General features: G+C 32.9%; 27 protein-coding genes and 1 tRNA gene. 5 read left to right on the top strand and 23 right to left on the bottom strand.

Going from position 1 to position 26,612, the window contains the following annotated elements:
* Positions 1–61: 61 nt before the first annotated feature.
* From J2W48_RS01475 to J2W48_RS01435, 9 genes are all read right to left on the bottom strand, one after another.
* Positions 62–379: a 2Fe-2S iron-sulfur cluster-binding family protein gene (locus J2W48_RS01475; protein ID WP_007805184.1), complete on the bottom strand. Its 318-nt coding sequence runs from the start codon at positions 377–379 to the stop codon at positions 62–64.
* Between the two features lie 57 nt (positions 380–436).
* Entirely contained in the window at positions 437–913 is a 477-nt protein-coding gene (locus J2W48_RS01470) for a hypothetical protein (protein WP_310276971.1), read from the bottom strand.
* Positions 914–1,105: 192 nt separating this feature from the next.
* Positions 1,106–1,345 carry a NifU family protein gene (locus tag J2W48_RS01465; RefSeq protein ID WP_310276968.1) on the bottom strand — a complete coding sequence of 80 codons (240 nt, stop codon included), beginning with the start codon at positions 1,343–1,345 and terminating at the stop codon, positions 1,106–1,108.
* 110 nt (positions 1,346–1,455) lie between these two features.
* Positions 1,456–2,586: an Mrp/NBP35 family ATP-binding protein gene (locus J2W48_RS01460; protein ID WP_310276965.1), complete on the bottom strand. Its 1,131-nt coding sequence runs from the start codon at positions 2,584–2,586 to the stop codon at positions 1,456–1,458.
* A 181-nt stretch (positions 2,587–2,767) separates the two neighbouring features.
* The gene (locus tag J2W48_RS01455) at positions 2,768–3,097 is read right to left on the bottom strand and encodes an MGMT family protein (protein WP_310276962.1); all 330 of its coding nucleotides are present in this window, start codon (positions 3,095–3,097) and stop codon (positions 2,768–2,770) included.
* A 169-nt stretch (positions 3,098–3,266) separates the two neighbouring features.
* Entirely contained in the window at positions 3,267–3,902 is a 636-nt protein-coding gene (locus J2W48_RS01450; RefSeq protein WP_310276959.1) for a LysE family transporter, read from the bottom strand.
* 43 nt (positions 3,903–3,945) lie between these two features.
* Positions 3,946–4,623 (bottom strand): tRNA (guanosine(46)-N7)-methyltransferase TrmB, encoded by a 678-nt coding sequence (gene trmB / locus J2W48_RS01445; RefSeq protein WP_310277905.1) that lies wholly within the window; start codon positions 4,621–4,623, stop codon positions 3,946–3,948.
* A 174-nt stretch (positions 4,624–4,797) separates the two neighbouring features.
* Entirely contained in the window at positions 4,798–6,180 is a 1,383-nt protein-coding gene (locus tag J2W48_RS01440) for an ammonium transporter (protein ID WP_310276956.1), read from the bottom strand.
* A 261-nt stretch (positions 6,181–6,441) separates the two neighbouring features.
* On the bottom strand, positions 6,442–6,933 hold the full coding sequence (locus J2W48_RS01435) for a nuclear transport factor 2 family protein (RefSeq protein WP_310276953.1): 492 nt from the start codon (positions 6,931–6,933) through the stop codon (positions 6,442–6,444).
* Between the two features lie 476 nt (positions 6,934–7,409).
* On the opposite strand from J2W48_RS01435, the gene J2W48_RS01430 reads away from it, so the two are divergent.
* Positions 7,410–8,099: a hypothetical protein gene (locus J2W48_RS01430; protein WP_310276950.1), complete on the top strand. Its 690-nt coding sequence runs from the start codon at positions 7,410–7,412 to the stop codon at positions 8,097–8,099.
* Positions 8,100–8,346: 247 nt separating this feature from the next.
* Here J2W48_RS01430 and J2W48_RS01425 read toward each other — a convergent pair whose 3' ends face one another.
* Positions 8,347–8,661 carry an HPF/RaiA family ribosome-associated protein gene (locus J2W48_RS01425; protein ID WP_310276948.1) on the bottom strand — a complete coding sequence of 105 codons (315 nt, stop codon included), beginning with the start codon at positions 8,659–8,661 and terminating at the stop codon, positions 8,347–8,349.
* A 269-nt stretch (positions 8,662–8,930) separates the two neighbouring features.
* On the bottom strand, positions 8,931–9,200 hold the full coding sequence (locus tag J2W48_RS01420) for a hypothetical protein (RefSeq protein WP_310276945.1): 270 nt from the start codon (positions 9,198–9,200) through the stop codon (positions 8,931–8,933).
* A gap of 81 nt (positions 9,201–9,281) precedes the next feature.
* Here J2W48_RS01420 and J2W48_RS01415 point away from each other — a divergent pair, with 81 nt between their 5' ends.
* Positions 9,282–9,488, top strand: a complete 207-nt coding sequence (locus J2W48_RS01415) for a helix-turn-helix domain-containing protein (protein ID WP_310276942.1) — start codon at positions 9,282–9,284, stop codon at positions 9,486–9,488.
* 77 nt (positions 9,489–9,565) lie between these two features.
* Here the strand turns inward: J2W48_RS01415 and J2W48_RS01410 are convergent, their stop codons facing one another.
* The 6 genes from J2W48_RS01410 to J2W48_RS01385 form a co-directional block, all read right to left on the bottom strand.
* Complete coding sequence (locus J2W48_RS01410) at positions 9,566–9,997, bottom strand: very short patch repair endonuclease (protein ID WP_310276940.1); 432 nt, start codon at positions 9,995–9,997, stop codon at positions 9,566–9,568.
* Positions 9,998–10,169: 172 nt separating this feature from the next.
* Positions 10,170–10,829, bottom strand: a complete 660-nt coding sequence (locus tag J2W48_RS01405) for a hypothetical protein (RefSeq protein WP_310276937.1) — start codon at positions 10,827–10,829, stop codon at positions 10,170–10,172.
* Complete coding sequence (locus tag J2W48_RS01400; protein WP_310276936.1) at positions 10,822–11,550, bottom strand: hypothetical protein; 729 nt, start codon at positions 11,548–11,550, stop codon at positions 10,822–10,824. The genes J2W48_RS01405 and J2W48_RS01400 overlap by 8 nt, the downstream gene beginning before the upstream one ends.
* A 1-nt stretch (position 11,551) precedes the next feature.
* Complete coding sequence (locus J2W48_RS01395; RefSeq protein WP_310276931.1) at positions 11,552–14,065, bottom strand: sensor histidine kinase; 2,514 nt, start codon at positions 14,063–14,065, stop codon at positions 11,552–11,554.
* Positions 14,066–15,286, bottom strand: a complete 1,221-nt coding sequence (locus J2W48_RS01390) for a DNA cytosine methyltransferase (protein ID WP_310276926.1) — start codon at positions 15,284–15,286, stop codon at positions 14,066–14,068.
* A 92-nt stretch (positions 15,287–15,378) separates the two neighbouring features.
* Positions 15,379–17,838 carry an AsmA family protein gene (locus J2W48_RS01385; protein WP_310276923.1) on the bottom strand — a complete coding sequence of 820 codons (2,460 nt, stop codon included), beginning with the start codon at positions 17,836–17,838 and terminating at the stop codon, positions 15,379–15,381.
* A gap of 253 nt (positions 17,839–18,091) precedes the next feature.
* Between J2W48_RS01385 and trxA the strand changes: the two genes are divergently transcribed.
* A complete protein-coding gene (gene trxA / locus J2W48_RS01380; RefSeq protein ID WP_367177907.1) occupies positions 18,092–18,415 on the top strand; it encodes a thioredoxin in 324 nt (107 codons plus the stop codon).
* A 71-nt stretch (positions 18,416–18,486) separates the two neighbouring features.
* On the opposite strand, the gene pckA is transcribed toward trxA, so the two are convergent.
* Together pckA and J2W48_RS01370 are read right to left on the bottom strand one after the other, a co-directional pair.
* Complete coding sequence (gene pckA / locus J2W48_RS01375; RefSeq protein ID WP_310276919.1) at positions 18,487–20,091, bottom strand: phosphoenolpyruvate carboxykinase (ATP); 1,605 nt, start codon at positions 20,089–20,091, stop codon at positions 18,487–18,489.
* Between the two features lie 188 nt (positions 20,092–20,279).
* Positions 20,280–20,666: a DUF423 domain-containing protein gene (locus J2W48_RS01370; RefSeq protein ID WP_310276916.1), complete on the bottom strand. Its 387-nt coding sequence runs from the start codon at positions 20,664–20,666 to the stop codon at positions 20,280–20,282.
* Positions 20,667–20,847: 181 nt separating this feature from the next.
* On the opposite strand from J2W48_RS01370, the gene J2W48_RS01365 reads away from it, so the two are divergent.
* On the top strand, positions 20,848–22,212 hold the full coding sequence (locus J2W48_RS01365) for a saccharopine dehydrogenase family protein (RefSeq protein WP_310276912.1): 1,365 nt from the start codon (positions 20,848–20,850) through the stop codon (positions 22,210–22,212).
* Between the two features lie 75 nt (positions 22,213–22,287).
* On the opposite strand, the gene J2W48_RS01360 is transcribed toward J2W48_RS01365, so the two are convergent.
* The 4 genes from J2W48_RS01360 to J2W48_RS01345 all read right to left on the bottom strand — a co-directional run bounded on the left by J2W48_RS01360 (position 22,288) and on the right by J2W48_RS01345 (position 26,283).
* Positions 22,288–23,511, bottom strand: a complete 1,224-nt coding sequence (locus J2W48_RS01360; protein ID WP_310276908.1) for an energy transducer TonB — start codon at positions 23,509–23,511, stop codon at positions 22,288–22,290.
* Entirely contained in the window at positions 23,508–23,879 is a 372-nt protein-coding gene (locus J2W48_RS01355) for a BlaI/MecI/CopY family transcriptional regulator (protein ID WP_310276905.1), read from the bottom strand. Before J2W48_RS01355 ends, J2W48_RS01360 begins: the two co-directional genes overlap by 4 nt.
* A 29-nt stretch (positions 23,880–23,908) precedes the next feature.
* Positions 23,909–24,331 carry a hypothetical protein gene (locus J2W48_RS01350; RefSeq protein WP_310276902.1) on the bottom strand — a complete coding sequence of 141 codons (423 nt, stop codon included), beginning with the start codon at positions 24,329–24,331 and terminating at the stop codon, positions 23,909–23,911.
* A 563-nt stretch (positions 24,332–24,894) separates the two neighbouring features.
* A complete protein-coding gene (locus tag J2W48_RS01345) occupies positions 24,895–26,283 on the bottom strand; it encodes a dipeptidase (RefSeq protein ID WP_310276900.1) in 1,389 nt (462 codons plus the stop codon).
* Positions 26,284–26,391: 108 nt separating this feature from the next.
* Here J2W48_RS01345 and J2W48_RS01340 point away from each other — a divergent pair.
* Positions 26,392–26,473 (top strand) — tRNA-Leu (locus J2W48_RS01340).
* The last annotated feature ends 139 nt before the right edge of the window (positions 26,474–26,612 follow it).

Below are 26,612 nucleotides of genomic sequence, written 5' to 3'. Positions count from 1 at the left end.
GCTTCTTAATTTAGGGTCATAAAAAAAGCGTGAATTTTTGATTTACGCTTTTTTTTTTATTTTAATATTCAGGAGCCAGTTCTAATTCCAGCCCTTCTAATTCTGTAGTAATTGGTATCTGACAACCTAAGCGGCTGTTAGATTTAACATAAAATGCTTCAGAAAGCATGGCTTCTTCATCATCTCCCATTTCAGGCAAAGCAACATCATTCAGAACGTAACACTGACAAGAAGCACACATGGCCATTCCGCCACAAGTACCTTCAACAGGAAGTTCGTATGCTTTGCACAACTCCATTATATTCATTGCCATATCAGTCGGAGCTTGTAATTCGTGTATAACTCCCTCTCGATCTTTAATTTTTATTAATACATCCATTTTAAGTTTATTGGAATTTTTTTAGAATCTGATAAACGTGATCAAATTCATTTTGAATTAACTATTTGGTTTAAAGCTAAATGCGTATTCTCTTTTTTTGTCTTTTAAATGCATTTTTAATCCAAGAAGTTTATCATTTTTCTCTAAGATGGTTATTACGGCAATTACTGAGTAATAATCTTTATCAGATTGAAAAATAAGCATTCCTTCATATGTTACATTCGCAATACCTTGTTTGTCAGTAGTCGAAGAAATTTTTCTGGGATGGGAAAATTCAGCTGTACTATATGTTGCCTTATTTACAAATTTTGCACGACCTTCACAAAAATCGTATAAAAAATCATAATTCGCAATCCTTAACCCTCCTTCTTCCACGGTTTTTGAGACAATAATTTTACCCTGATAAGTAAAATCAGACCACTCTTCAGATTCATTTAGCCAGGCTTTATCAACTGAATAAGTTTCACTGGCTTTCTGGCCATAGCTTACAATAGTGAAAAGCAATAAAAATAATAATTTGTAAAAATGATTCATAAATTTAAGATTTAGGGTTTGACCGTAAATTTAAGTTAAATCTATGTTAATTAAGTCACTCAGACTCTTAAATATTTAATCTTTTTTTTGTCATAATCGTAAAAAAGAAGGTTATTATTTGGCTATTTTCCCGTTTTATTAAAAATAATCGCTTTAAGGACTATTATTCTTATTAATACCAAGATATTCAGGTTACAGGATATTTACCACAGTTTCAATTTGCGGAGCAAATTTCTTTATAGTTGTTTCAACACCTGCTTTTAAAGTCATCTGATTTACGCTGCAACTAATGCATGCTCCCTCAAGACGCACTTTAACATGTTTGTCATCTTCTATTGAAATCAATGTAATATCGCCGCCATCAGAATTCAAAAAAGGTCTGATTTCTTCAAGTGCCAATAATACGTTGGTTTTTATTTCTTCTGTTGTCATAATAATTAATTGTGTTAATTATAGAATTAGACAATTAGAGAATGTGTCAATTAGATAAATTTTTGCTCATTATCTAATTATCTCAACTATCTAATTTTCATCTCAATTATCTAATTTTTTTTAACTGCTGAGCAACCTGCCATAGTTGTTATTTTAATAGCTTCTGTAGCGGGTAAACTATCATTTCTGTTCACTACTTCCTGAACGACATTTCGTGTAATTTCCTCAAAAACTTTTTCAATTGTTGAAGCGGTTTGCAGAGCCGCCGGGCGACCATAATCTCCTGCTTCACGAATAGATTGTACAATTGGTACTTCTCCTAAAAATGGAACATTTAAATCTTCTGCCAGATTTTTAGCTCCTTCCTGTCCAAAAATATAATATTTGTTTTCAGGCAATTCTTCAGGTGTAAAATACGCCATGTTTTCTATAATACCTAAAACAGGAACATTAATATTGTCCTGCATAAACATTGCTACTCCTTTTTTGGCGTCAGCCAAAGCTACTGCCTGTGGTGTACTTACCACAACTGCTCCTGTAATAGGCAATGATTGCATGATAGAAAGATGAATATCTCCCGTTCCGGGAGGTAAATCAATTAGCATGAAATCCAGTTCTCCCCAATCTGCATCAAAAATCATTTGATTTAAAGCTTTTGCTGCCATTGGCCCTCTCCAGATTACAGCCTGGCTTGGCGCGGTAAAGAATCCTATAGAAAGTATTTTGATTTCATAACTTTCAACAGGTCTCATCTTTGACTTTCCGTCAACTGTGATTGATATTGGCTTTTCATTTTCAACGTCAAACATAATTGGCATTGACGGACCGTAGATATCAGCATCCAAAACACCAACGGCGAATCCCATTTTTGCCAAAGTTACAGCCAAATTTGCTGTTACGGTTGATTTTCCAACACCTCCTTTACCTGAAGCAACAGCAATAATGTTTTTAATTCCCGGGATAGCACGACCTTTAATTTCGTTTTTCTCAGGAGTTTCTACTTTTATATTTACTTTTATTTTTGCATCAGGGGATACCAATTCATGAATTGTTTTTTTGATATCATCTTCAGCTCTTTTTTTGATATGCATAGCAGGAGTATGAAGTACTAAATCTACCACTACTTCATCCCCAAAAGTAATTACATTAGCGACTGCGCCACTTTCAACCATATTTTTTCCTTCTCCGGCTATAGTTATTGTTTCTAATGCCTTAAGAATTTCTTTTCTGTCTAATTTCATTTTAATGTGCTATTATCTGTATAAAAGAACTCTGTTTAAATTATAATTTATTTAAATCGATTTCAGACTGCAAAGATAACAGATTATGTTCGGACTTTAACGTTTTTAAATTGTATTTATTGATTTGTAAATCGGTATAAGTTATTGTTTAACCGATAGAAGAATTCACAATTTAGAATTTTTAATGAGTGTAAATTTCAGGTTGCCAAAAGTGCTTTTCAAAATCTATAATTTGATTATTGACAACTTTCACACCTTCACTTTCTAAAAGTTGCTGCATTAGGTTGGTTCCGTCAAAATGAAGTTTTCCGGTCAGAAGACCTTTTCTGTTAACGACTCTGTGTGCCGGTATGTCTTCCATATTGTGAGAAGCATTCATAGCCCAGCCCACCATTCTGGCCGATCTTGCAGTACCCAAAGCTTTTGCAATTGCGCCATAAGAAGTTACTTTCCCGTATGGAATTTGTCTTGCGATTATGTAGACTCTTTCAAAAAAATTATCTTCAGCCATAGATTAGTTTTTTGACACATATTAAAGGATTAAAGTGATTTTTCATCTGCTTAATCAGTCAATCTGCGTGAAAATTATATTATTTCATCCACAAAAAAGATTACTTTAAAATCTTTTTTCCAACTCAATGTTAAGAAATCTTTTAATCCTTTAAACCTGTATATATGTTTTACCCGAAATAATAATTTAAAATATTAAAAAGAGTAACCAGGGCAACTAATCCTGTAATGCTTCCAATGATAGTATTCATATTACGCATCATATAATCAGTTTTCTTTTCGATGCTTCCAAAAAAGGCTATGTAGCTGTATAAAACGGCAAAAGAGCCTAAAACGGAACCCAGTACAAAAGTAAAAATGATGTTACTTTCAAATACAAAAAGATGATAGGAAGCTAATGTAACACTTACCACTACATAATATGGAATGGGAAAAAAGTTTAATCCCGATAACAACATGCCTAAAAAAAAACGGCTTTTTTTGCTCTTCTTTTTAATTTTCGACTTTTTAGCTTTCGGTCCTTTAGCTATAAATAAAAAGTAAATAGTTAAAGCCGAAAAGATGCCAAAACCCACTTCTCTCAGCAATGTAACCACATCCGGTCTTTTATTAATAACCTGTGCAAATAAAACAGCTACATAAACCTGAAAAAAAATGACCAAAACGGCACCAATAACAAACCACATTGCATTTTTTTTTCCTTCTTTCAAATTTATTTTGGCTGCGGTCATGTTGATCAGACCCGGAGGAATAATCCCAATGATTGCGGCAATAAAACCTGAAAGTAATGGAGTAAGTAATGCCATTCAGTTGTGTGATTCGATTTAAAAAAGAGGTTTTAAAACTAAATTAATCTTTAATTTTAAAACGAATATACGTAATTGCCTTATTAATTTCTAAATATTGTTTTTCATAAAAGGTTTGAAAAGCAGTAACTTCTTCCGGGCTTCCTTCGTTTTTATATACATTATGGTTGGCATATAAAACTTCGTGGCCTTCACCGTGAAGCAATCCTAAGGTATAACCGTGCATGAATTCACTATCGGTTTTCAGGTTGACAACACCCTCTTTTTTGAGGATTTTTTTATACAATTTTAAAAACTCCGAATTGGTCATTCTGTGTTTTGTTCTCTTGTATTTAATTTGTGGATCCGGAAAAGTAATCCAGATTTCATCTACTTCATTTTCTGCAAAAATGTGGCTGATCAACTCAATTTGAGTTCGGACAAAAGCAACATTATGCAAACCGGTTTCAACAGCAGTTTTGGCTCCTCTCCAGAAACGGGCACCTTTAATATCTATTCCGATAAAATTTTTATTGGGATATCTTTCTGCTAATCCAACTGAATATTCTCCTTTTCCGCAGCCTAATTCTAAAACTAATGGATTGTCATTTTTAAAGAAATCGGCATTCCATTTTCCTCTAAGCGGAAATAAATCGCCTGTAACTTCTTCTCTTGTTGGTTGAAAAACGTTTTGAAATGTTTCGTTTTCCCTGAATCTTTTTAGTTTATTTTTACTTCCCACTTTTACAAAAATTTTCAGCAAAATTAAGGAATATTAACGAATGAAAATAGTGCAATTATATTTAAAGTTTTTTGCCACGAATTACGTGAATTTTCCTAAATTAATTTAAACGGTATTGTCGAAAAAAAAATAGTGAAAATTAGTGTAATTCGTGGCGAACCCATCAAATATATTTTAACCGTAATGTGCTTCGGTTATGGGTTTTGATTTTGGATCAATGGTTTCATCGTGCTGCGATAAATCCAGTCCGATGTGTTCATTCTCTTCCGAAACGCGTAACGGAATGATAAAGTTGGTTACTTTGAATAAAAGGTAAGCTCCGAAGAAAGTAAAGACAGAAACCAGAACCAATGCCATCATGTGATGTGCAAAAACGTTCCAGCCACCGTGCAATAAACTTGCATCTTCGCCATGAGCAAAAATAGCAGTCAGGATCATTCCCATAATTCCGCCAACACCATGACAGGCAAAAACATCCAGAGTATCGTCGAATCTCTTTGAGAATTTGCAATTTACTACCGAATTGGAAACTAGGGCCGTAATAAATCCGAAAAACATACTTTCCGGAACCGAAATAAAACCTGCGGCCGGAGTAATAGCTACCAAGCCTACTACTGCTCCAATACAAGCACCTAAAGCCGAAACTTTTCTTCCGTTCATTCTGTCAAAGAAAACCCAGGTTAACATGGCAGCAGCCGATGATGTAGTTGTAGTTGCAAAAGCCATAGCAGCAGTTCCGTTGGCGGCAAGGGCTGAACCGGCGTTGAATCCGAACCAGCCAAACCATAACATTCCGGTTCCTAATAAAACAAACGGAATATTGGTTGGAATATGATCGCTGTTTTTTCTTTTTCCCAAAACCAGAACTCCTGCCAAGGCAGCAAATCCGGAACTCATGTGTACTACAGTTCCTCCGGCGAAATCCTTAACGCCAAAATAGCTTCCTAAAACCCCTGTTGGATACCAAACAGAGTGGCACAAAGGAGCATATATAAAAATGGTAAATAAGCTGATGAATAATAAATAGGAGATGAAACGAACACGTTCTGCAAAAGATCCGGTAATAATTGCCGGAGCGATAATAGCGAATTTCATCTGGAACAAAGCAAATAACATAAACGGAATAGTACCAGCTAATTGCTTATGAGGCAAAACACCCACATAATCCATAAAAGCAAAAGTAGCCGGGTTTCCAAAAAAACTGTAAAAATGATCTCCGGAATTAAAACCTACAGGTTCTCCAAATGCCAGACTAAATCCGACCGTTACCCATAAAAGCGTTACAACACCCAAACAAATAAAACTTTGAAGCATGGTCGAAATCACATTTTTTCGACCCACCATTCCACCGTAGAAGAAAGATAAACCCGGTGTCATAATCAAAACAAGACAGCAGGATGTTAACATCCAGGCAACATCGGCAGGTACAATGTGGTCTAATGTATCAAATTTAGATAATACATAAGCGTTTTCTGTAACGGTTGGCCAAAAAGCACCTATAATACAAACAATACTAATAATAATAAAGGAGATGATCCAGCGTTTTTCTATTTTCATTTTCAAATTCTTTATATAACCCTATTTTTTTTGGGGGCAAAGTTAAAAAAAAATAAATATTGTGGTTTTTAGGGCTGATAAAATAGAGGCTAAGCTTTTATTTTAGTAAATTTTGTAAAATTCCATCTGTTTTTTTGAGAGTATCTTATTTTGATGTTGCAAATTAAAGTAATTATTGCCAAATACATTATAATGTAATTGATCTATGTTTTTTTAAAGCGCTATAAAAGTTAGGATTGTAATAAGAAAGGCTAAGATTGTTTATTTTTTCTGAAGTTTTTCTATCAGAACGTTTTCGATTGGTGCTTTTACTTTTACTACGGCATCGACCTCATCATTTGGAATCGTCATGGATAAAACATAATGTTGAATTTTCCATTCTTTTCCAATTTTTACCAAAACGCCTGAGCCACGGCAAATTTTCATTTGGGTATTCAGCAGTTCGTCAAACCAGGCTGTTTTTCCGGTTTTGTCAAAAAAGATATTACGCTCGAGAGTAGTGAAATTCCATGTTTTGCCTTTGTCGAAAAAAGGTTTTGCCCAGACTTTGAAATCAGGTTTTGTCCAGTTTTCTGTGGCATCAGTACCAATAAAAATTGCATCATCTGCCATTAGGTTAAAATAAAGGTCAAATTTCGCATCGGCGGCAGCTTTATGCCAGTTGTCTAAAGTCTGATTGATTTTTTCTTTGTATAATGTTTGGGCGTTGGCAAAAATGATAACGAATAACAGAAGCAGGGTTGTCTTTTTCATATGTGAAATATTTGAGTTTAAAGATAAGAAGATCTAAAATTTTTCCACCATATAAGTTATATAAGTTCATTTAAATCTGGCACTTTTAATCTTGTGAAATTTTATTTTAAACACATAGCAAAACATAGTTTTATGGGGTAAAAAAAGAGTTCAATAAAGAAATACATTTTTTTACACATAGCTTTGTGTCTTTTAATAAGTGGAACGCTTTTTTTTCAGCGTACAGCAACTATATTTTTTCTATGTGTTAAAAAATTATGCGCAAAGAGATTCGTTGATTTGATATTGCGAATAAATCTCGCGCAAAGACGCGAAGTCACAAAGTTTTTTTGAATTTTCTTATATGACTTATAAGATCATTGACAAAGTAAAACCAAAACTTAAATTATCTTATATAACTTATAGGGTAGAAAAAAATTTATATATGGTTTAATCTGGAAAAACAATTATATTTGAGTGCTTTAAAATTCCCAATCATGAATCCGAAAATCTACATAACTTCAATAGCGATTACTTCTTTACTTTTTATTTCCTGTAAAAAAGAATTAGAACCACAGGATAATACCGCAACATCTGAATTGGTTAGATTAGGACTTGCAAAAGATACTTCTCAAACCGCTGCTCCGGTTGTGCAGACTCAGGCTACAAATCCCAATATTGTTTTGGGAGAGTCAAAAGGATTGAATCCAGCACACGGGCAACCGGGACATCGTTGTGATATTGCTGTTGGCGCTCCTTTAAATTCGGCTCCAACACAAGGGCAGACCACAACCGCACAACCAACACAAACTGTTCAGGTAAATCCGAATCAGAAAAACGTCGTGACAACCACCACTACAACCGTAGTTCCTGCAAAAGTGGCAAAAGGAATGAATCCGGCGCACGGACAGTCGGGACACCGATGTGATATTCCGGTAGGTTCGCCTTTGAATTCGCCAGTTGCAAAAACGACAGCTGCAACTTCAACGTCAGCTCCACAAAGCGGAAGCACTGAAAAAACCTTTACCGTTACACCACCTACAAATGATCCTGCCGTTCCTGCTTTATTAAGTACCGAAAGTGCCAATACAAAAGCCGTAACCACAGCCGAAGGCATGAACCCCGCACACGGTCAACCCGGTCATCGCTGTGATATTTCAGTAGGAGCACCATTACCGAAATCTTAAAAATAGTCGAAAGTCGAAAGTCGAAAGGGAAAAACCATAACCATATAAGTGATATAAGTTCATTTAATTTAGTACCTGTTTAACGTACTTATTATGTAGTTGTATTAATGAAAAAAAACATATAGGTGATATAAAGTTCATTTAATTTGGCACCGTTTAACGCATGCTTACTATGAACTTTATATCACCTATATGGTTTTTTAAAAAGAATCAAAAAACTTAAATGATTCTTATATGGTTTAAAAACTTAATATTCTTTCATTTTTTCGAAAGTCGTAGTCAATGTTTTTTTTACTTTAGCCAAAGCACCCTGAAATGCTTTTTCGATAGATTCAGCGTGTTCTGTAACGGTTACCGGCTGTAGTTTTGCTGTACGAACTTCGATTACGCATTTTTTATCGTTCAGGCTAAATTTCTCTCCATTTTCATCTCCAAAATGAACTTCTATGCGGGTTATTTTTTCTTCAAAACGGGTTAGGCCTTTTTCCAGTTCTCCTGAGAAATAGGTTTCCAGTCTTTCGTGTCCTTCTATATTCTTGTCGGTATTGATTTGAATTTTCATATTGGTTTGTATTTTAATGATTATTCTCAAAGCTATTTTATTTAAGATGAAAAGCCAAGTGAGTTAAGGAAAGATTATGAAAATTTTGTGCTCATTTTTGTCATTTTCGACGAAGGAGAAATCACAGTAGAAACTCCGCAACAATATCCCTAAGCCTAATAGGTGGATTAAGGGAAGTTGGGATTTCTAATATTGAATATTCTATCATATTTTTAAATATCTTAAATCGGATTCATTATATTCTGAAAGCCTTTAAAAATTATTTTTAATTAGCCGAGTTCTATATAATCATATATAAAATCATTTATGTGCTCTGCTTCATAGTCAAACTTTAAAACAATTCCTGAACATAAATTATCAGTCCAATTTTCAATTTCTTGAAATGAATTAAGTTTATTAAGAAAAAACAATAATTCATTTTTATTTGTAAAGTCATCTAAAAACATAACGATATCTTCTTTGAAAGTATCTGCGTAGTTTTTAGTTGACATGGACAAATATCTTTCTAAATATTGAATTTTTTCGTCTAAACTTAACATAAGATTTTTATTTCAAATATAGACAAAAAACCCGACTATACTCCGTTGTTTTAGAGTCTACATTTTACAATTTTTGTTAACATGGATATTAAACAAAAATTCGGACTTAAAATTAAAGAGCTTAGAAAACTCAAAGGATTATCTCAGGAAAAGCTAGCCAATTTAGCAGAGATAGATCGGACTTATTTACCAACGATAGAAAAAGGTGAAAGAAATGTTTCTATTGAAGTTGTTGAGAAATTAGCGAATGCTTTAGAAGTCAAAATAAGTGACTTGTTTGATGAATAGGGCTTATTAGATTTTACAGTGAAGATATATTTAGAGTTTACAATTCCTAAGAATGAGGAAACAGGTTAGTAATTCAATTATTTGAAGTTGTTATCTTTCCTTTCGCGTATTGCGTTTTCAATTTCGAGAATACAGGAATCTAAATTCTTTTTGATATCGTTGCTCCAGAAACGAAGAATTTTCCAATTTTGAGATTCTAAATGTGTGTTGACTTCTATATCTCTTTGCATATTTCGTTCGATTTTTTTGATCCAGAATTCAGTGTTGGTTTTAATACGATTTCTGTCAATATGCCAATCTTTGCCATGAAAAAATTCACCATCTACAAATATGGCTAATTTTATTTTTTTGAAGGTAAAATCGGGTCTTCCGAAAACTGTTTTGTTATTTCTACGATATCGATATCCTAACGCCCATAAAGCTTTTGCCAAACGAACTTCGTCTTTGGTATTGGTGCTTCGAATGGCACTCATAAGTTTGGAGCGTTGTTCTGGAGTGAGGAAATCCATAATAATTATTAAAATTTTAAATTTAATAATTAGTAGTATTTTATGGTTATAGATTGTTAAATGAAATGTTTTATAATTTACATTTAAGCTTGGTTAGCTTACAACAAACTATTTTATTTTTTAATTAATTCATTAGAATTTTAATCACAAGAAAGTAATTTTGCTCAGATATTTATGCATTTTTCTTTAGAACTATTTCATTTCGGAATTCAAATAGCATTCTGGATAATTCCACCCTATTGTCATTCTTTTTATCTAGAAGTATTTTATTGATTTCCTGATTAATAAGAAAATTAAAGTATTTAGAGATATTGTCAAAACTTATTAAGCTATTGATTAAGCTTTTAACAATCTTGATGGAAATTTTTATATAAATTTCATTAAATAAATTTATTTCATTAACACTCAGTTTTTTTTTAATATCATTTTTTTCATTGTAAATCTTTAGTTCTTCTTCAGAGCTTATAATATTTCCAAATCCTAATGAAAAATTTGATGTGTAAACCTTATTCGTATAGTCGTTTGATTTACAACTTAGTATTAGTATATCATGATCTTCAAAATAATGATTACCCCATGTCACATCTAAGAATTTTTTTTCATATAGATGACTTTCGTCTGGCTCATAGAGACCGGAAGAGCTACCATGCCCGAGATATATTATTAACGATTTTGGATTTAAATCACCCAATAAAGTTTTTGCTTTTAAAATTGAGTCCTGTGTAGAGTCAAATGAAAAATAATAATCACTAAACTCTTTCTCGAAACCATTTAAAAACAATGTTGAATTATCTACAGCATGTAGAACTAATATTCCTTTGTAATCATTCATTTAATTTCGAATAATGCGCTATAGAAAGGTCAATAAATTCTCGTACAAATTTTAAACCATTAATATCGATATTATCTGTATTTAAAATTTCAGCGATGTTTTTCCCATCATAATTTTCATTACCGGTATTAATAACCATGTTTTTATCAAACGATAAGATTGAATCTAACACGATATTTGATATTGTATTTGAGCCTTTTAATAGTGTTGTAATTTCATTAAACTGAGTGCCATCTCTTTTCCAAAAAGTGACTCTAAGTTGAAGAATATTTGCAATAAAATTATTAAGAGACAAATCATCTATTTTATCGTCTCCGTTGCAGACTTCCTGAGAAATTTTTGTTAAAATATATTTAGAAGCTTTCTTTATATCTGAAGAATAAATAAAGAAAGGTCTAGATTTTAATTTATCTTTTGATTTTATAACATATTGTAAAACATCCCATCCCACTAAACCATTATAGCCATCATTCTTGTCTATAATATTCCAATCCGTCACAATTAAATTAATATTTACTCCCGCAGTTTTTTCAGTTATTGTAGCAATAAACTCATCTTCTTTAAATTCATTATTTTCTGCATTGAAAAAATCACTTGGATTAATATAAATAGGAATACATTCATAGCCATCAATTTTTATATTTCTCTTATATTGATTTTCTGCTTCATCATCATCATCGAAAACTAGGTATCTTGATTGAATTTTTTCTGTGGACGCCATATTATATCGTTATTTGAAAAGCAGCTCCTTTAAGCTTTAAATTGTTACCTAAAAAATTAATATTCCCTTTTAAATTATCTATTCTTTTCCTTACATCAAACATACCTATCCCTGAGCCACGTTCAGATGAATCTCTTACACCTAATTCAAAAATAGATTCAGAGTTATGAAGCAATTTTTCGGACATGCCTAAACCATCATCATAATAATTTATTTGTATTTTATCATTTAACTTTTCAAATGCTATTATGATTTTAGTAGCTTTAGCTTTTATTGAATTTGAGACCAAATTGTCTAAAATAATATCTATTTCTATTGGATTAATTAAATAATATTTGTCAAAAATTCCATCAATTGTAAATTTTAAGTTTGGCCTAGATATATTTAAATCTTCAATATATTCTCTTATATATATGGGTAAATTTATTCTCTGTTTAGTATGTTTATAATCAAAATTTGATTTGATTATAATTTGCGAAACTTTTATAGCCTTATCGATATTACTTTTAATTGAATAAAGCTTATCTTTTGTATCGTTATCAAGATTTGATGTTAGCAATTCATTAATATAAGTAGAAGCATTTCCAACATATAAATCTATTGAATGAACTAATTGTTCAGCATCTTCACTTAAAGTTTTTCTAGTAGCATTTAAATATTGATTTTTCTTTGTTTCAATACTTAATTTATCTGTTAGGTTTTTATTTATTTCTTGCTCTTCCTTTGATTTTTGCTCAGCTTTGATTTTTGCTAATTCAGCTTCAGCTCTTTCCTTTTCTTTTTTTAATGTTTCAAGTTCGGCTTTCCTCCTTCTTTCTTCCTCTTCTTTTTGTTTTTTTTCAGCTTCGTTTCTTTTTAACCTTTCTAATTCAGCTTGTTTTTCAGCTTCAATACGCTTTTTTCTTTCTTCTTCTTCTCGTTTTTCAGCCTCTTGTTTATCATTTAAAATTTTTTTAAAACTTTCTTCTGTTAATCTAACTTGATTTAATAAGTTTCCATCATTAGTTTTTTCAGCTATTTTTTCTAAATCAGAAATGAATTTAGGTTGCACAATATCAAGTTTTTCATTTACAAGATTAACAAGATGCTTATTGTATTCAATGATTTTTATGTCTTTGTCATCACTCAAAGTTTTAATTAAATTAACAAAATCAATTTTACTTCCTAAATTATTTAATGCATCTTCATAAGAGTCGTTATCTTTATCATTTTGTAGTTCATCTCTAAATTGTTGAGCAATTTCCTTATCTAAAAAATAATTTCTCCTTTTAAATGCTTCACCCCAAAGAACTCCCGCTACGTATCTCTCCAATCTTAAAAAAGCTTTTTCTTTAAATAAATCAAATAATACTTTTTTACCTGAAGTTTCAACCAAACCGCTGGCTCTACTCGAAACTTCTTTAAATTCATTAAAATTTTCAGTTATTAAATCAACCTTTCCAAATAAATCCCTCGTACCAAGAAAACGATTATATCCTTGTTGTTTCCTATTGTCGAGTTCCCAGCTATCATCTCCCACATTTCCATAAGGTTGAACTCTAAAACCATTTTTAAATAAAAAGACATTTCCATAGTTTACGGGTTCAATATCCATTAACTTTCCAAAATTTACCTTAGCACTTCTATTTAAAAAGTAAAGATTAATTTCTAAATCATTAATCAAAGAAGAATATTTGTTAGGTTCTTCAATATGGTAAATTAACGCACCTCTATCAATGATCTTAGTACTTATTGTTTCATCTTTTAATCTTAAGTCAATTTGAGTAGTTTTTAAATCAAGAACTTTTAAAATGCTGTTATCAATAACTCCATTTATTTTGAGGTTGTTACCTGAGTTATTATCAATTTCTACGAAATCTTTTGCCTCAATTTCAATAGTAAAACTATTTTCTTTTGAAAAAGGATTGATTAGTTTTTCTAATGATCTTCTTAGCTCTCTTAGTTTTTGAATATCCCAATTAGAATTTAAGAATTTAATTTTTAAAATTGTACCATGATTTTTATTTTTGGGAAAAATATTATTAGTTTCAATACTTTCAAATGGAATTTGGATTGAATCAAAACTTTGCTGTGCATCTTTTTCAAATTCTCCCCAATCTACATCTACTCTATAAGTTTCATCTATATTTACTTTTGATGTAATAAGTTCTAATTTACCCCCCAATCTATCGCAAGAAAAACGACCAACTCCTTTTGCTCCTGCATAAAATCTTCTAGATTTTAAATTGTTTAAATGAGAATCTCGTGATAAATCATTATCTTCAGTTTTGTCTTTTTTAGCAGAATAAGCGACTGCAAACCATTTTTTTTGTAAATCATTTTTTGACATTCCCTTACCATTGTCTGCAATAATGATTTCGTCTTTATTAAAAATAATTTTTACAGAATCTGCATATGCATCATATGAATTTTTAACTAGCTCGTAAATAGCAATAAAATCGTCGGTAATCAAATCCCTACCGATGATATTTTTCATTCCTGTTTTTATGTCAAAACTTAATACACCTTTATCCATTTATAAAAGTTGTTTTAAAACCAACCCACTTTGCTCACTAAAAAGTGGTGGAATTGCATTTCCTATTTGCGTATAACGAGGGACTTCCTGAGTTCTTAATTTCCCACCAGTAGTATATTTTCCTTGAAAAATATACCAATCTGGAAATGATTGTATACGAGCATACTCTCGAACAGTTAAAATTCTAGGCTCAAAATAATGTATATAATCATCTGGTAAGGTTGTTATAGTTGGTGTTTTATCTAAGCCGTTTAGAGGTATTACTGTTCTTTTTTTAATATTATATTTTTCTTGAATGGTTTTACTAACGTTAAAGTTTCTTCTTTCAATAGTAGTTTCTTCTAGAATATTTTTAAATCTATTTATTATTAAAGAAGAGTGTCTGGGAAAGCGATGACTGTCAGCAATTTTATTTTCAACTCCTGCACGCATTAATTTTTGATAACTTCCTTTTTCTTTTCCGTAAATGCCGGATTGAAAACTAGGATATTCAGGTGTTTCTTTCAATCCATTTTGTTTAAACAAATCAGAAATTGCATCTTGAAGATTTGTTTTTATATTTAATCCTTTTTCTTTCAAAAAGTCAAATCGATTTTCTTTCAGAGAATTAAAAAAACTTTCTGCTTTTTCTTGTGAAGCATTTTTTAATGTTTTTTTTATTCCTACAAGTATGAAACGTGTTCTTTTTTGAGGAACTCCATAATCACCAAAATTTACCAATTGTCCTTTTACAAAATAACCAGCTTCATCTAATTTTTGAGTAACTTGTGAAGAATAAGCAATTCCTTTTTCTTTGTTCTTCTTAAATTCCATCGTGAAACCTTTTACATTTTCGAAGAAAATAATTTTAGGTTCAACAATTTTTACGAAATTTATGTATGAGTTAATGAGATCATTTCTTAAATCGAATTCATTACGTTTTCCTGCCATTGAAAATCCCTGACAAGGCGGCCCTCCCGCAATCATCGTCACTTTTCCTTTTAGCTTAACTAATTTGGAAGAATATTGATCAAGTACAGTATTAATTTCATGTGCTTTTTGAGGAAGCCAATTCGGCCAACTGAAATGGTTTTTGTTTTCTATTAAATTGTATTCTAATGTTTTAAATGCATCGGGACTTTTTTCAACGGCAAAAAGGCCTTGCCATCCCGCTTGGTGTAATCCAAGTGATAACCCGCCACACCCTGCAAAAAGATCTATATAAGTAAATTTATTTTTCATTGAAATTTCTAAAAATCCAAATTTATCAATAAAAAACACATTATAGTAAATTTAAATGTAAAATCTCACATATTATACATAAAATTTTATTTTTACTTTTTCTTCCCCCATTTAAATTTTATTTTTCCGTCATCGTCAACGGCTACTAAATGCAGAACGATTCCGTTGTCGCGAACGGCATCACGCTCGGCATTGGTGGCGAGGTTGACATCGTTTTTGGAGTTTCGGAGCGGGATGGTGAGGGCTAGATTGGTGCCTGCGCCAAACGAATAGATGCCATTGATATCTAAGTTCAGCACACTCGAGCTGACGGTTAGATTATTGACGTCGATTAACTCTCCGCGCATGTTGAGGTTGCCGGATAAATCGCTGAAAGTAATGTTTTTGACATCGCGAAACGGAAAAGCAAATTTGCCCACTTTTACAATTGGCGCAAAATTGACTAAAGCGCCACGAGTGACCTTAAAATCGAGTTTTCCGTGCATGGAATTGGTGATGAGTTCGCCCTGGCTGTTGATGAAACCGGTAAGATTGGCCTGACTGCTGAGTTTTCCTTTTATGTTTTCGGGAATGAAAGACTGGATTCCGAAATTGTTAAACGATTTTAAAAACCCTGCAATATCTACCTGACTGACGCGGGCATTGGAGGCGAAATTGTAATTTTTGCCATTGGGCGACACGACCGTATTAAAAGTAATGTTTCCGCCAGAGGTTTGCAGGAAACCATTCTTGATGATCAGCCTCGAATCGAGCATCTGGATAGTGGCTTTTGTATGGGTGGCGGTCAGTTTGTTATAGGTTATTTTGTCGGCTTTGATGTTGATGTTTACGGCACATTTTTCGATTGTAGTTCGTAATTGTTCGGACATGGTTGCCTTTTTGGCGGGTCTGGATGTGGTTTTCTTTTTTTGGGATGTAGCTAAAACACCTAAAAATTGTTTCAGGTCAAGATTGGGGCAATAGATATTCCAGTCGACCACCATTTTCTCCGGCGCATCGTAATACAGATTCAGGAAATTATTGATTTTTCCGTCTATGAAAACCGTGTTGTTTTTGTGCTTGTAGGCGATTTTTTTAATTAATAATGCCTTTTCGGTGAAGGTAAGCGCTATGTTTATTTTTTCGGCTTTTACGTTTTTTGGAATAAAATGGAAGGAGGCATTCTCCACATCTACATTCCCAATAAAATGAGGTTTATTGATGTGTAAATCGACAATGTCAAACCTGAATTTCAGATTGGCTTTTGCATGGCCTTCTGTAAACTGAATCCATTTGTCGTTGCTCATTTCGTTGAGGTTTTCAATATCAAAATCAGAATTGACAAGACCGGTTGCAATTGGTTTTTCTAAATTATTGATCACGGCCTGCGGAATCGTAAGCGGAATATTTTTGTACTTTCCGGAAAAACGGATTAAAATCACTGCTGAATTGCCATCGTTAAAGCCGTTTTTTGGTTTGAAATTATTGGTAAAAATGCCTTTAAAAGCACAATCGGTAATGAGACCGTCGGGAATACTGAGTTCGTTGTTTTTTACTTCGGCCTGCACGACAATTTTAGGATCACCCTGCGCATTCAGGTCGCCTTTGATATCACAATTTACGTTGATTTCTTTTTTTAGATCAAAGCGATTCAGTTGAGAGCTGATGTTTCCGGATAATAAATTGGAAGCATTTTTCCATAAAATGGTGGTTCCGATATTGATTCCGAAAAGCGAATTGGTCTTGCCAATATTAAAAAAAGCAATGATGTCGAAAGAGTCACTTCCAATTTTTAGTTTACGGGTTGTTATATCAATTTTTTGTTTTTCGGCAGAATACGAAATTTCAAACTTGCCTTTCAGCTCTTTTTGTTTCGCAAAACTTCCGTGACGGGTATTAAAAGCCAGACTGTTGATGTGGGTATCTAAAAATAAATCAGTCTGCCAGTCGTCTCCGTCATACTCTACTTTTGATTTTAAACTTTCGACATAAAAATCAAATAATTTATTTCCCACATGATTGTCAATTGTAATGTGAACTGCGCTGAAATCGATTTGGTCAATTGTGGTTCCTGACTTTTCTTTGTTTTCAGGAGTTGTTTTCTTTTTTGGCTTGAAAATATTGGCATTGGAGTAGCCATCTTCGGCTTTATAAATGTAGATATCGGCACCTTTGATCAGGATTTTATGAATGTTGATTTCGTTTTGAAGCAAACTCCAAAGATTTAAACGTGCTTCGATTTCCTTAGCTTTTAATAAGATATGTTTGTGGATATTCCAATTGTTGTCTTTTAACTCAACATCTTTTAGTGCCAGAGTAAAATTCGGGAAACCAGTTAAAAACTTATACTGAAAATCGCCAACATGAAACTTTCCGTTAATATTTTCATTGATTTTGGTATTAATCCTGGTTATGATTTCGGTTTTATTCTGATTAAAATAAAATGATAATGCGCCAGAAGCAATAAGAAGGAATGCTGTACAGCCTAAAATAAAATAGCCAAAACGTTTGGCATATTTTTTAAAGCGAACAGACTGGAAGAAGTTTTTAATATTAAGTAAAACATTTTTCATCAGAAAAATTTTTTGATTATTAAAGATACGTTAAAAAAAAGCGGTTATTTATAATTTAATTTGCAATTTCTTAGAAAATGGAATGCTTTAAATAAGAGGTTTATTGTTAATATAAGTATTGGCAATACATTTATAATCAAAACTAATTTGCGAATGACATTTCATTGATTTAAAATTTCTAAATTTGTACTTAAGTTTAAAACCCATTAAAAATTGTTACCTTTAATAAAGTTGAAGGAGTAACTTAAATAAAATTATTATGGCATTAGCAATCACAGATGCTACTTTTGATGAAGTAGTTTTGAAATCAGATAAACCGGTAATGGTAGATTTTTGGGCAGCATGGTGCGGTCCTTGTAGAATGGTTGGTCCAATCATTGACGAACTAAGCAACGAATACGCAGGTAAAGTTGTTGTTGGAAAAGTTGATGTTGATGCAAACCAGGAATTCGCTGCAAAATACGGTGTTCGTAACATCCCAACTGTTTTGGTTTTCCATAACGGTGAGGTAGTAGGAAAACAAGTAGGAGTTGCTCCGAAACAAACCTATGCAGATAGTTTAGATGCTTTGTTGTAATCGTAGGATTATGATAAAAAAAAAAAGCTGTTCAAAACGAACAGCTTTTTTTTTTGAATTAGTAATTTCCCTTATTCTGTAATGGGTGCACCGGCCAAAATTTCGGCATTGGCAAACTCTTCAAATTTGGCAAAATTGGCTTTGAATTTCTGCGCTAATTCTATTGCTTTTTTATCATATAACGCAGGATCTTCCCAAGTATTTCTCGGATTTAAAATTTCACCTGGAACATTAGGGCAGGATTGTGGTTTTGCAATTCCAAATACGGCATGATTTTTAAATTCTACGTTATCCAGCTCCCCGTTCAGTGCTGCTGTAATCATTGCACGGGTATATTTTAGTTTCATACGCGTTCCAGTTCCGTAAGCACCACCTGTCCAGCCTGTGTTGATTAACCAGACTTTTACATCAGCATCCTTCATTTTTTTAGTCAGCATTTCGGCATAACGTGTAGGATGCAAAGGCATGAATGGAGCTCCAAAACAAGCAGAAAAATTAGGTTGCGGTTCTGTAACCCCTGCTTCAGTTCCGGCAACTTTAGCGGTATATCCTGAAATAAAATGGTAAGCTGCCTGACCAGGAGTCAATTTTGAGATTGGAGGCAAAATTCCGAAAGAATCTGCTGTCAGGAAAAATATATTTTTAGGATCATGCCCGATAGAACCTGGCTGAATATTATCAATATGAGTTATAGGATAGCTCACACGAGTATTTTGTGTAATGGAAACATCATCATAATCTACTTCGTTTGTTCCTTTTTTGAAAACTACATTTTCTAAAAGAGCCCCTTTTTTAATTGCTCTAAAAATATCCGGTTCATTTTCTTCTGATAAATTAATTACTTTAGCGTAGCAGCCGCCTTCAAAATTAAAAACAGTGTTTTCAGCTGTCCATCCATGTTCATCATCCCCGATTAATTTACGGGAAGGATCTGCAGATAAAGTTGTTTTTCCTGTTCCTGATAATCCGAAGAAAATTGCGGTATCACCAGCTTCACCCACATTGGCACTGCAATGCATTGGTAATGTATTTTTGAAAACCGGCAAAATGAAATTCAAAGCAGAGAAAATCCCTTTTTTCATTTCTCCTGTATACCCAGTTCCTCCAATCAATGCTACTTTTTTAGTGAAATCCAATATAGCAAAATTTGACTGGCGTGTTCCGTCTACTGCAGGATCTGCCATAAAACCCGGAGCGCAAATTACCGTCCATTCCGGACTAAAATTAGTTAGCTCACTTTCTTCCGGTCCTAAAAACATATTGTAGCAAAACAAATTAGACCAGGCAGTTTCTGTAACTACACGAACATTTAATCTGTAATTTGAATCAGAACAAACATAAGCATCACGAACAAAAACTTCTTTATTTGATAAAAATTGGGTTACTTTTTTATACAGTTTTTCAAAAGCATCAGATGAAAACGGAATATTAACATTTCCCCACCAAACTTTATCTTCGGTAATACTATCTTTTACTATAAAACGATCCTGAGGAGACCGTCCTGTGAACTCTCCTGTATTAATTGCCAATGCTCCTGTAGAATTCTCAATACCTTGCCCACACTGTACAGTTATAGCATGTAATTCATCAGCAGATAATTGATAGTGAACCTTAGCGTTTTTAATTCCTAAATCATCTAGCGAAATCGATTGCGTGGAAATTGTGTTAGTCTCCATAAATTTAATTGTTGTAGTTATATTATTATTTTAAATATCAATTTTAAAATATAATCCGACTTCCTAATGTGTTATATTATTTAGTTTTAAACTTAAATAATGTAAAAAACTCACACTAAAAGAATTACTTGTTATATATACAACAAAATTAGTTATTAAATTTCAGATAGAATTTTTTTAAACCAATTTTATGATTTTTTCTTAAAAAAAGTAGCAAAAAGTACCAACCAGGCGAAGATTAATAGGAGTCCGCCTATTGGAGTTACGAATCCTATAATTTTAAAGTCAACATTTGTTACATTTTTTGTGGTCAGCAAATAGATGGAACCGGAAAAGAAAAGTACACCTGCTACCACTAAATTATATATAACTTTTAGCGCTTTTAAAGGCAACTCTTTTCTCGTGGCTATAAAAAACAGAAAGAAAGCATGGTACATTTGATAACGAACTCCTGTTTCAAAACTGGTTAATTGTTCCGGAGTCAATATTGCTTTTAAAGCATGTGCACCAAAAGCACCTAAGATAATCGCTAAGATTCCAAAAAATGTAGCTGTTAAAATTATTTTTCTTTCCATAATATCTTTTTATATCACAAAAATACTCTTAATTCAATCAAACAAAAAACATTTCAAATATACTTTTTAAAAAAATCTGATTTACTTTGTTCTGCTTTATTTTAAGAAATCCAATCATTTAACAGTATGCCGATTGTTATTTTTATAACAATTTAGTATGTTTGTGTTATATTTATAAATCATGAGACGTATTCTAATAATCGGGGCCGGAAGGTCGGCATCTTCCTTGATTCGTTATCTGTTATTAAAATCAGATAGTGAAAATTTACATCTTGTAGTCGCCGATTTATCTTTGGCTTTGGCCGAAAAAAAAACAGAAAACCATCCAAATGCCACTCCGCTGGCCTTAAATATTTTTGACATTGCCGAAAGAAAAGCGGCTATTGAAAATGCCTCCATCGTAATTTCAATGCTTCCCGCTTACTTACATATTGAAATCGCAAAGGATTGTTTAGAATTCAAAAAACATCTGGTAACAGCTTCTTATATAAGCGATGCTATGCAGGAATTGGATGAAGAAGCCAAAAAAAGCAATTTGATTTTTATGAATGAAATTGGTCTTGATCCAGGAATCGACCACATGAGTGCCATGAAGGTCATTAATGAAATCAGGGCCGAAGGCGGTAAAATGTTGCTTTTCGAATCTTTCTGTGGTGGTTTAGTGGCTCCTGAATCCGACAATAATTTATGGAATTATAAATTTACCTGGGCACCCAGAAACGTGGTTTTAGCCGGTCAGGGTGGAGCAGCAAAATTTATTCAGGAAGGTACTTATAAATATATTCCGTATGGTACTTTATTTAGAAGAACCGAATTTCTTGAAGTTGAAGGTTACGGAAAATTTGAAGCGTACTCTAATCGGGATTCACTTAAATACAGATCGATTTACGGTTTAGACGATATTCTTACATTATATAGAGGAACGATTAGAAGAGTCGGTTTCTCGAAAGCCTGGAATATGTTTGTGCAACTGGGCATGACTGATGACAGCTATATCATGGAAGATTCTGAAAACATGAGTTATCGTCAGTTTACTAATTCGTTTTTACCCTATCATCCAACAGATTCTGTCGAAATAAAAATGCGGTTGATTTTAAAAATCGATCAGGATGATATTATGTGGGATAAACTTTTGGAACTGGATTTGTTTAATCCCGATAAAAAAGTGAATTTACCCAACGCTACACCAGCCCAGATTTTAGAAAAGATACTTTCAGACAGCTGGACACTGGAGCCTGATGATAAAGATATGATTGTGATGTATCACAAATTCGGATATGAATTAAAAGGAGAAAAAAAACAAATCGATTCGAAAATGGTTTGTATTGGCGATGATCAGACCTATACAGCAATGGCAAAAACGGTAGGATTGCCTGTTGCCATAGCCACATTATTAATTTTGAACAAAAAAATAACGACTCCGGGCGTTCAGCTTCCAACGAACAAAGAAGTGTATTTGCCGATTTTAAAAGAGTTAGAAGAATATGGCGTTATTTTTAATGAACAAACCATGCCTTATTTTGGATACAATCCGGACTTGTTTTAAACGGATTTATTTTTAGTTTTTGAATTTTTTTAGTTTGATTATCCGCTTCTAAATTTAGAAGCGGATTTTTTATTTCTATTTATCGGTCTGAATTGTTATTGGCAAACTGTACTGTACACGAACTGGTAGCCCATTTTTAGATGCGGGATTCCATTTTGGAGAAAGTTTTAAAACTCTGATTGCCTCTTCTCCTAAACCATATCCTAAATCTTTTAGCACTTTAATTTCTGATAGGCTTCCATCTTTTTCAACTATAAACTCCATAAGAATTTTTCCTGAAACTTTACTTTTAGATGCTACTGACGGCATTTTAAAGTTGCTTCCAACAAATTTATAAAATTCTTCAATTCCTTGTGGAAATTGAGGTTCTTTGATACTAGTTGTATCATAACTAATTTTTAAATCATTTTTATTTAATGCATTTATATTGGATTGGGCAATACTTTTTGCAGAAAAAACAAGCAATAACAAAGCATAAACTATTCCTACGGTAAATACTTTAAATACAATCTTAACAGGATTTTCTTTTTTGGTCATCATGAGTAAACGTTTTTTAGTTATTAAATAATTAATATTACTGGCAAGCGAAATAGTGTTTTTATCTGAGGCGAAATCGAGCAATAAATTCTGATAGCTTTTAACAGCACCAAATTGTTTGTTTACGAACTCATCAGCAAGAAATTCATGATTGAGTTTAATAGCTTTTTTATAAAACATAAACAATGGATTGAACCAAAAAACGATTTGCAAAACCTCTATAAAAAGAATATCTAAAGTGTGTCTTTGCTCTAAATGCGCTTTTTCATGAGCGATTAATTCTGATGGAATTTTTCCGTTTTCAAATTCGTGCTTATTAATGTATATAGTTTTCCAAAAGGAATGCGGCAATACAGTTTCCTCAATTAAAAGTATTTTTTCACCATTTATAAATCGTGTTTCATTGCTTTTTGATTTCTTATAAAATGAATGCAAATTCAGGACAAATCGAATAATTAAGAACAAAAGCACAAAAACATATACAAAACCAATTAAACCAATTATGAAATCGTTTGTTGAGATCACTTCAATTTTTTCAATGCTTCTTTGAATGACTAATTCATCTAACTGAATCAATCCAATTTTATTCGAAACAGCAGAACCAAACGAAATAATTTGCATTGGAATTACAAAACTAAAAACCAAACTTCCTAATAAATAAATACGATTAAAGTGAAGCATTTTTTCGTTTTCCAACCACAATATATATACTGCATAAAATATAAAAAGCAGTATTCCTGATTTTAAAAGGTAGATGATCATTTTTTCTTTTTTTGAATTTGACTATCAATTATTTTTTTGAGCTCTTCTAATTCCGAAGCTGACAAATTGGTTTCGGTGGTAAAGAAAGAAGCAAACTGTGATGCCGAATTATTAAAAAAATTACTTATTAATCCGTTTACGTGTTTGGAGAAATAGGCTGTTTTTTTAACCAACGGATAATATTCGCGAGAATTTCCGAATTCGTTATACGCTACGAATTTCTTGTCAATCATTCTTTTCAAAAGCGTTGCAACGGTTGTTGTTGCAGGCTTTGGTTCCGGATACGCTTCTAGCAAATCTTTCATGAAGGCCTTTTCAAGCGTCCAAAGATGCTCCATTAATTGTTCTTCTGAGTTTGTTAATTGCATTTTTTGAGTTTTCTAAGTTGTTAGGATTCTTATTTTATTTCTTGTTCTGAAATTAATTCACCATTATGATATCTTTTAATCTCTGTCAATTTTCCTTTGTCTGAGTAAAATTTCCAGTCACCGAAATAAAACCAATGTATTTCTTTTGAGTCGGTTTCAATTTTCGTTTTTCCTTTCGATTGTAGTTTTCCGTTTTTGTAATAATATTTTACAGTACAAATTCCATTTTTATATTTTTCGGTTTTGTAGATTTTCTCGTCAATGTAGGATTTCCATTTTTTTACTGGCTCATCGTGTTTATAATATTCGAACGATTTGTAATTTGTACTGTCTTGTGTGTAATTATCAATCCAGACGCCTTCTTTTTTCTTATCAATCTTTTGATTGATTGTGCTGCTTTTGCATCCCGAAATCAATATTCCATAAAATAATAAAACAAATATTTGACGCATTTTGATATTTTTACTTCTACAATTATAGATCACGCTCTACAAATGTAGAGTTTATTTTTTAATATGCAAGTTTTTTTTAAGACACTGATATTCAATGTTGATAAGGTTTCATGATTTTAGTTTCAACGATGCACAGGTGCAGAACTACAAAGATTTTGATGAATAGCCTCCAGCTTTGGCTGGAGATTATAATAAAAAGAGAGAATGGCTATAACCGAATTTTTCGGAAGAGGCTATTAAAATTTGAAACACAGGATCTCAAACAAAACACTTTGCATCTTGGAAAATACTGAGTCTGCGTTAGGGATAGAGGCGGTATCCTTTTATGAAGTGATAACGTAATAAAAGATATAGCCGAAAGCCCGGCCGAAGGTAACGCCCAACTCAATATCTATGACAAATTTCAATGGGAATATCAACTTCAAAACCCATAAAAAAATCCGCTCATTGCTGAACGGATTATATTGAAGTCAACTTTATAAAGTTAAAAATTTGCGTCTTTGCGAGCAAAAAACTACGGTGAACTTTGCGTAAATCTTAGCACCTTTTGCGGTTAAAAAAAATTATTTACTTAATTCCACAAAATACTTATAAAACAACGGAATAGTCTCGATTCCTTTTAAGTAATTAAAGATTCCGAAATGCTCGTTTGGCGAGTGAATCGCGTCACTGTCCAGTCCGAAGCCCATTAAAATGGTTTTGCTTTTCAGTTCTTTTTCGAACAAGGACACAATTGGAATACTTCCTCCGGAACGAACCGGAATGGCCGGAACTCCAAACGTTTCGGTATAGGCCATGTTTGCCGCTTTGTACCCGATGCTGTCGATTGGTGTTACATAACCTTGCCCACCATGATGTGGTGTTACTTTTACTGTAACTCCGGCCGGTGCAATATTGGTGAAATGTTTGGTAAAAAGTTCTGTTATTTCTACCCAATCCTGATTTGGAACCAAACGCATCGAGATTTTAGCAAAAGCTTTGCTCGCAATAACAGTTTTTGCACCTTCTCCCTGATAGCCACCCCAGATTCCGTTTACGTCTAAGGTTGGACGAATCGAATTGCGTTCGTTTGTAACATATCCTTTTTCGCCATAAACATCATTTAAGGCCAGGGCATTTTTATATTTTTCTAAACTGAAAGGTGCTTTTGCCATTTCAGTTCTTTCTTCAGTAGATAATTCCTGAACTTTATCGTAGAATCCCGGAATTGTAATCTGATTATCTTGGTCATGAAGCGAAGCAATCATTTTTGCCAGAATATTAATTGGGTTCGCCACAGCCCCACCATACAATCCGGAATGTAAATCGCGGTTTGGACCTGTAACCTCAACCTCAACATAACTCAAACCTCTTAAACCTGTCGTAATTGACGGTTGTTGGTTCGAAATCATTCCGGTATCAGAAATCAAAATCACGTCGTTTTTCAATTTTTCCTGATTGCGTTCTACAAACCAGGCTAAACTTGCCGAGCCTACTTCTTCTTCGCCTTCGATCATGAATTTTACGTTACATGGCAATGTGTTGCTTTGCACCATATATTCCAGCGCTTTTACGTGCATGTACATTTGTCCTTTGTCGTCGCAGGCACCACGGGCAAAAATGGCTCCCTGAGGGTGAATTTCGGTAGTTTTGATAACGGGTTCAAAAGGTGGTGATGTCCATAATTCCATTGGGTCTGGCGGCTGAACATCATAATGTCCGTAGACTAAAACGGTTGGTAAATTAGGGTCGATTATTTTCTCTCCGTAAATAATTGGGTAACCCGGCGTATCACAAACTTCAACTAAATCGCAACCTGCTTGTTCTAAACTTACTTTTACAGCCTCTGCCGTATCAATTACATCTTGTGAGTATGCAGTGTCAGCACTTACCGACGGAATTTTTAATAATTCGATCAATTCATTGATAAACCGATCTTTATGTTGTTGAACGTATGCTTTTATATCTTCCATTTAAAATATTTTTGTAGAAATTCAAATATACAAAAAAGAGAATAAATATTTTTTTGCAAAATTGCTTTGAAAATTGGAAGTTATGCTTATCTTTGCACCCACAATTACGCGGATATGGTGAAATTGGTAGACATGCCAGACTTAGGATCTGGTGCCGCAAGGCGTGTAGGTTCGAGTCCTATTATCCGCACTGAAAAAGCTTCTGAGATACTCAGGAGCTTTTTTGTTTTGGGATATATTTCTAAATTTTATAAAATCCATTAAAATTAGCAAACTTGGGCAAATTTGGAATATTTTGATTTATTACTGTCACAATTGCGAGAAAATAA

Source organism: Flavobacterium piscis, assembly GCF_031457575.1.
GTDB classification, from domain to species: Bacteria; Bacteroidota; Bacteroidia; order Flavobacteriales; family Flavobacteriaceae; genus Flavobacterium; species Flavobacterium piscis_A.
Note: the sequence above shows the minus strand (reverse complement) of the source record. Positions and strands in the feature narration are given on the sequence as shown.

Bases quoted from the DNA above. Each gene is read 5' to 3' on its own strand.
- J2W48_RS01460 (WP_310276965.1), bottom strand. From the start codon at position 2,586: ATGAAATTAGACAGAAAAGAAATTCTTAAGGCATTAGAAACAATAACT.
- J2W48_RS01360 (WP_310276908.1), bottom strand. From the start codon at position 23,511: ATGATCATCTACCTTTTAAAATCAGGAATACTGCTTTTTATATTTTAT.
- J2W48_RS01350 (WP_310276902.1), bottom strand. From the start codon at position 24,331: ATGCGTCAAATATTTGTTTTATTATTTTATGGAATATTGATTTCGGGA.
- J2W48_RS01370 (WP_310276916.1), bottom strand. From the start codon at position 20,666: ATGGAAAGAAAAATAATTTTAACAGCTACATTTTTTGGAATCTTAGCG.
- J2W48_RS01470 (WP_310276971.1), bottom strand. From the start codon at position 913: ATGAATCATTTTTACAAATTATTATTTTTATTGCTTTTCACTATTGTA.
- J2W48_RS01420 (WP_310276945.1), bottom strand. From the start codon at position 9,200: ATGTTAAGTTTAGACGAAAAAATTCAATATTTAGAAAGATATTTGTCC.
- pckA (WP_310276919.1), bottom strand. From the start codon at position 20,091: ATGGAGACTAACACAATTTCCACGCAATCGATTTCGCTAGATGATTTA.
- J2W48_RS01430 (WP_310276950.1), top strand. From the start codon at position 7,410: ATGAATCCGAAAATCTACATAACTTCAATAGCGATTACTTCTTTACTT.
- J2W48_RS01355 (WP_310276905.1), bottom strand. From the start codon at position 23,879: ATGCAATTAACAAACTCAGAAGAACAATTAATGGAGCATCTTTGGACG.
- J2W48_RS01405 (WP_310276937.1), bottom strand. From the start codon at position 10,829: ATGAATGATTACAAAGGAATATTAGTTCTACATGCTGTAGATAATTCA.
- J2W48_RS01435 (WP_310276953.1), bottom strand. From the start codon at position 6,933: ATGAAAAAGACAACCCTGCTTCTGTTATTCGTTATCATTTTTGCCAAC.
- J2W48_RS01450 (WP_310276959.1), bottom strand. From the start codon at position 3,902: ATGGCATTACTTACTCCATTACTTTCAGGTTTTATTGCCGCAATCATT.
- J2W48_RS01410 (WP_310276940.1), bottom strand. From the start codon at position 9,997: ATGGATTTCCTCACTCCAGAACAACGCTCCAAACTTATGAGTGCCATT.
- J2W48_RS01475 (WP_007805184.1), bottom strand. From the start codon at position 379: ATGGATGTATTAATAAAAATTAAAGATCGAGAGGGAGTTATACACGAA.
- J2W48_RS01385 (WP_310276923.1), bottom strand. From the start codon at position 17,838: ATGAAAAATGTTTTACTTAATATTAAAAACTTCTTCCAGTCTGTTCGC.
- J2W48_RS01465 (WP_310276968.1), bottom strand. From the start codon at position 1,345: ATGACAACAGAAGAAATAAAAACCAACGTATTATTGGCACTTGAAGAA.
- J2W48_RS01345 (WP_310276900.1), bottom strand. From the start codon at position 26,283: ATGGAAGATATAAAAGCATACGTTCAACAACATAAAGATCGGTTTATC.
- J2W48_RS01390 (WP_310276926.1), bottom strand. From the start codon at position 15,286: ATGAAAAATAAATTTACTTATATAGATCTTTTTGCAGGGTGTGGCGGG.
- J2W48_RS01425 (WP_310276948.1), bottom strand. From the start codon at position 8,661: ATGAAAATTCAAATCAATACCGACAAGAATATAGAAGGACACGAAAGA.
- J2W48_RS01440 (WP_310276956.1), bottom strand. From the start codon at position 6,180: ATGAAAATAGAAAAACGCTGGATCATCTCCTTTATTATTATTAGTATT.
- J2W48_RS01400 (WP_310276936.1), bottom strand. From the start codon at position 11,550: ATGGCGTCCACAGAAAAAATTCAATCAAGATACCTAGTTTTCGATGAT.
- J2W48_RS01455 (WP_310276962.1), bottom strand. From the start codon at position 3,097: ATGGCTGAAGATAATTTTTTTGAAAGAGTCTACATAATCGCAAGACAA.
- J2W48_RS01415 (WP_310276942.1), top strand. From the start codon at position 9,282: ATGGATATTAAACAAAAATTCGGACTTAAAATTAAAGAGCTTAGAAAA.
- J2W48_RS01365 (WP_310276912.1), top strand. From the start codon at position 20,848: ATGAGACGTATTCTAATAATCGGGGCCGGAAGGTCGGCATCTTCCTTG.
- J2W48_RS01395 (WP_310276931.1), bottom strand. From the start codon at position 14,065: ATGGATAAAGGTGTATTAAGTTTTGACATAAAAACAGGAATGAAAAAT.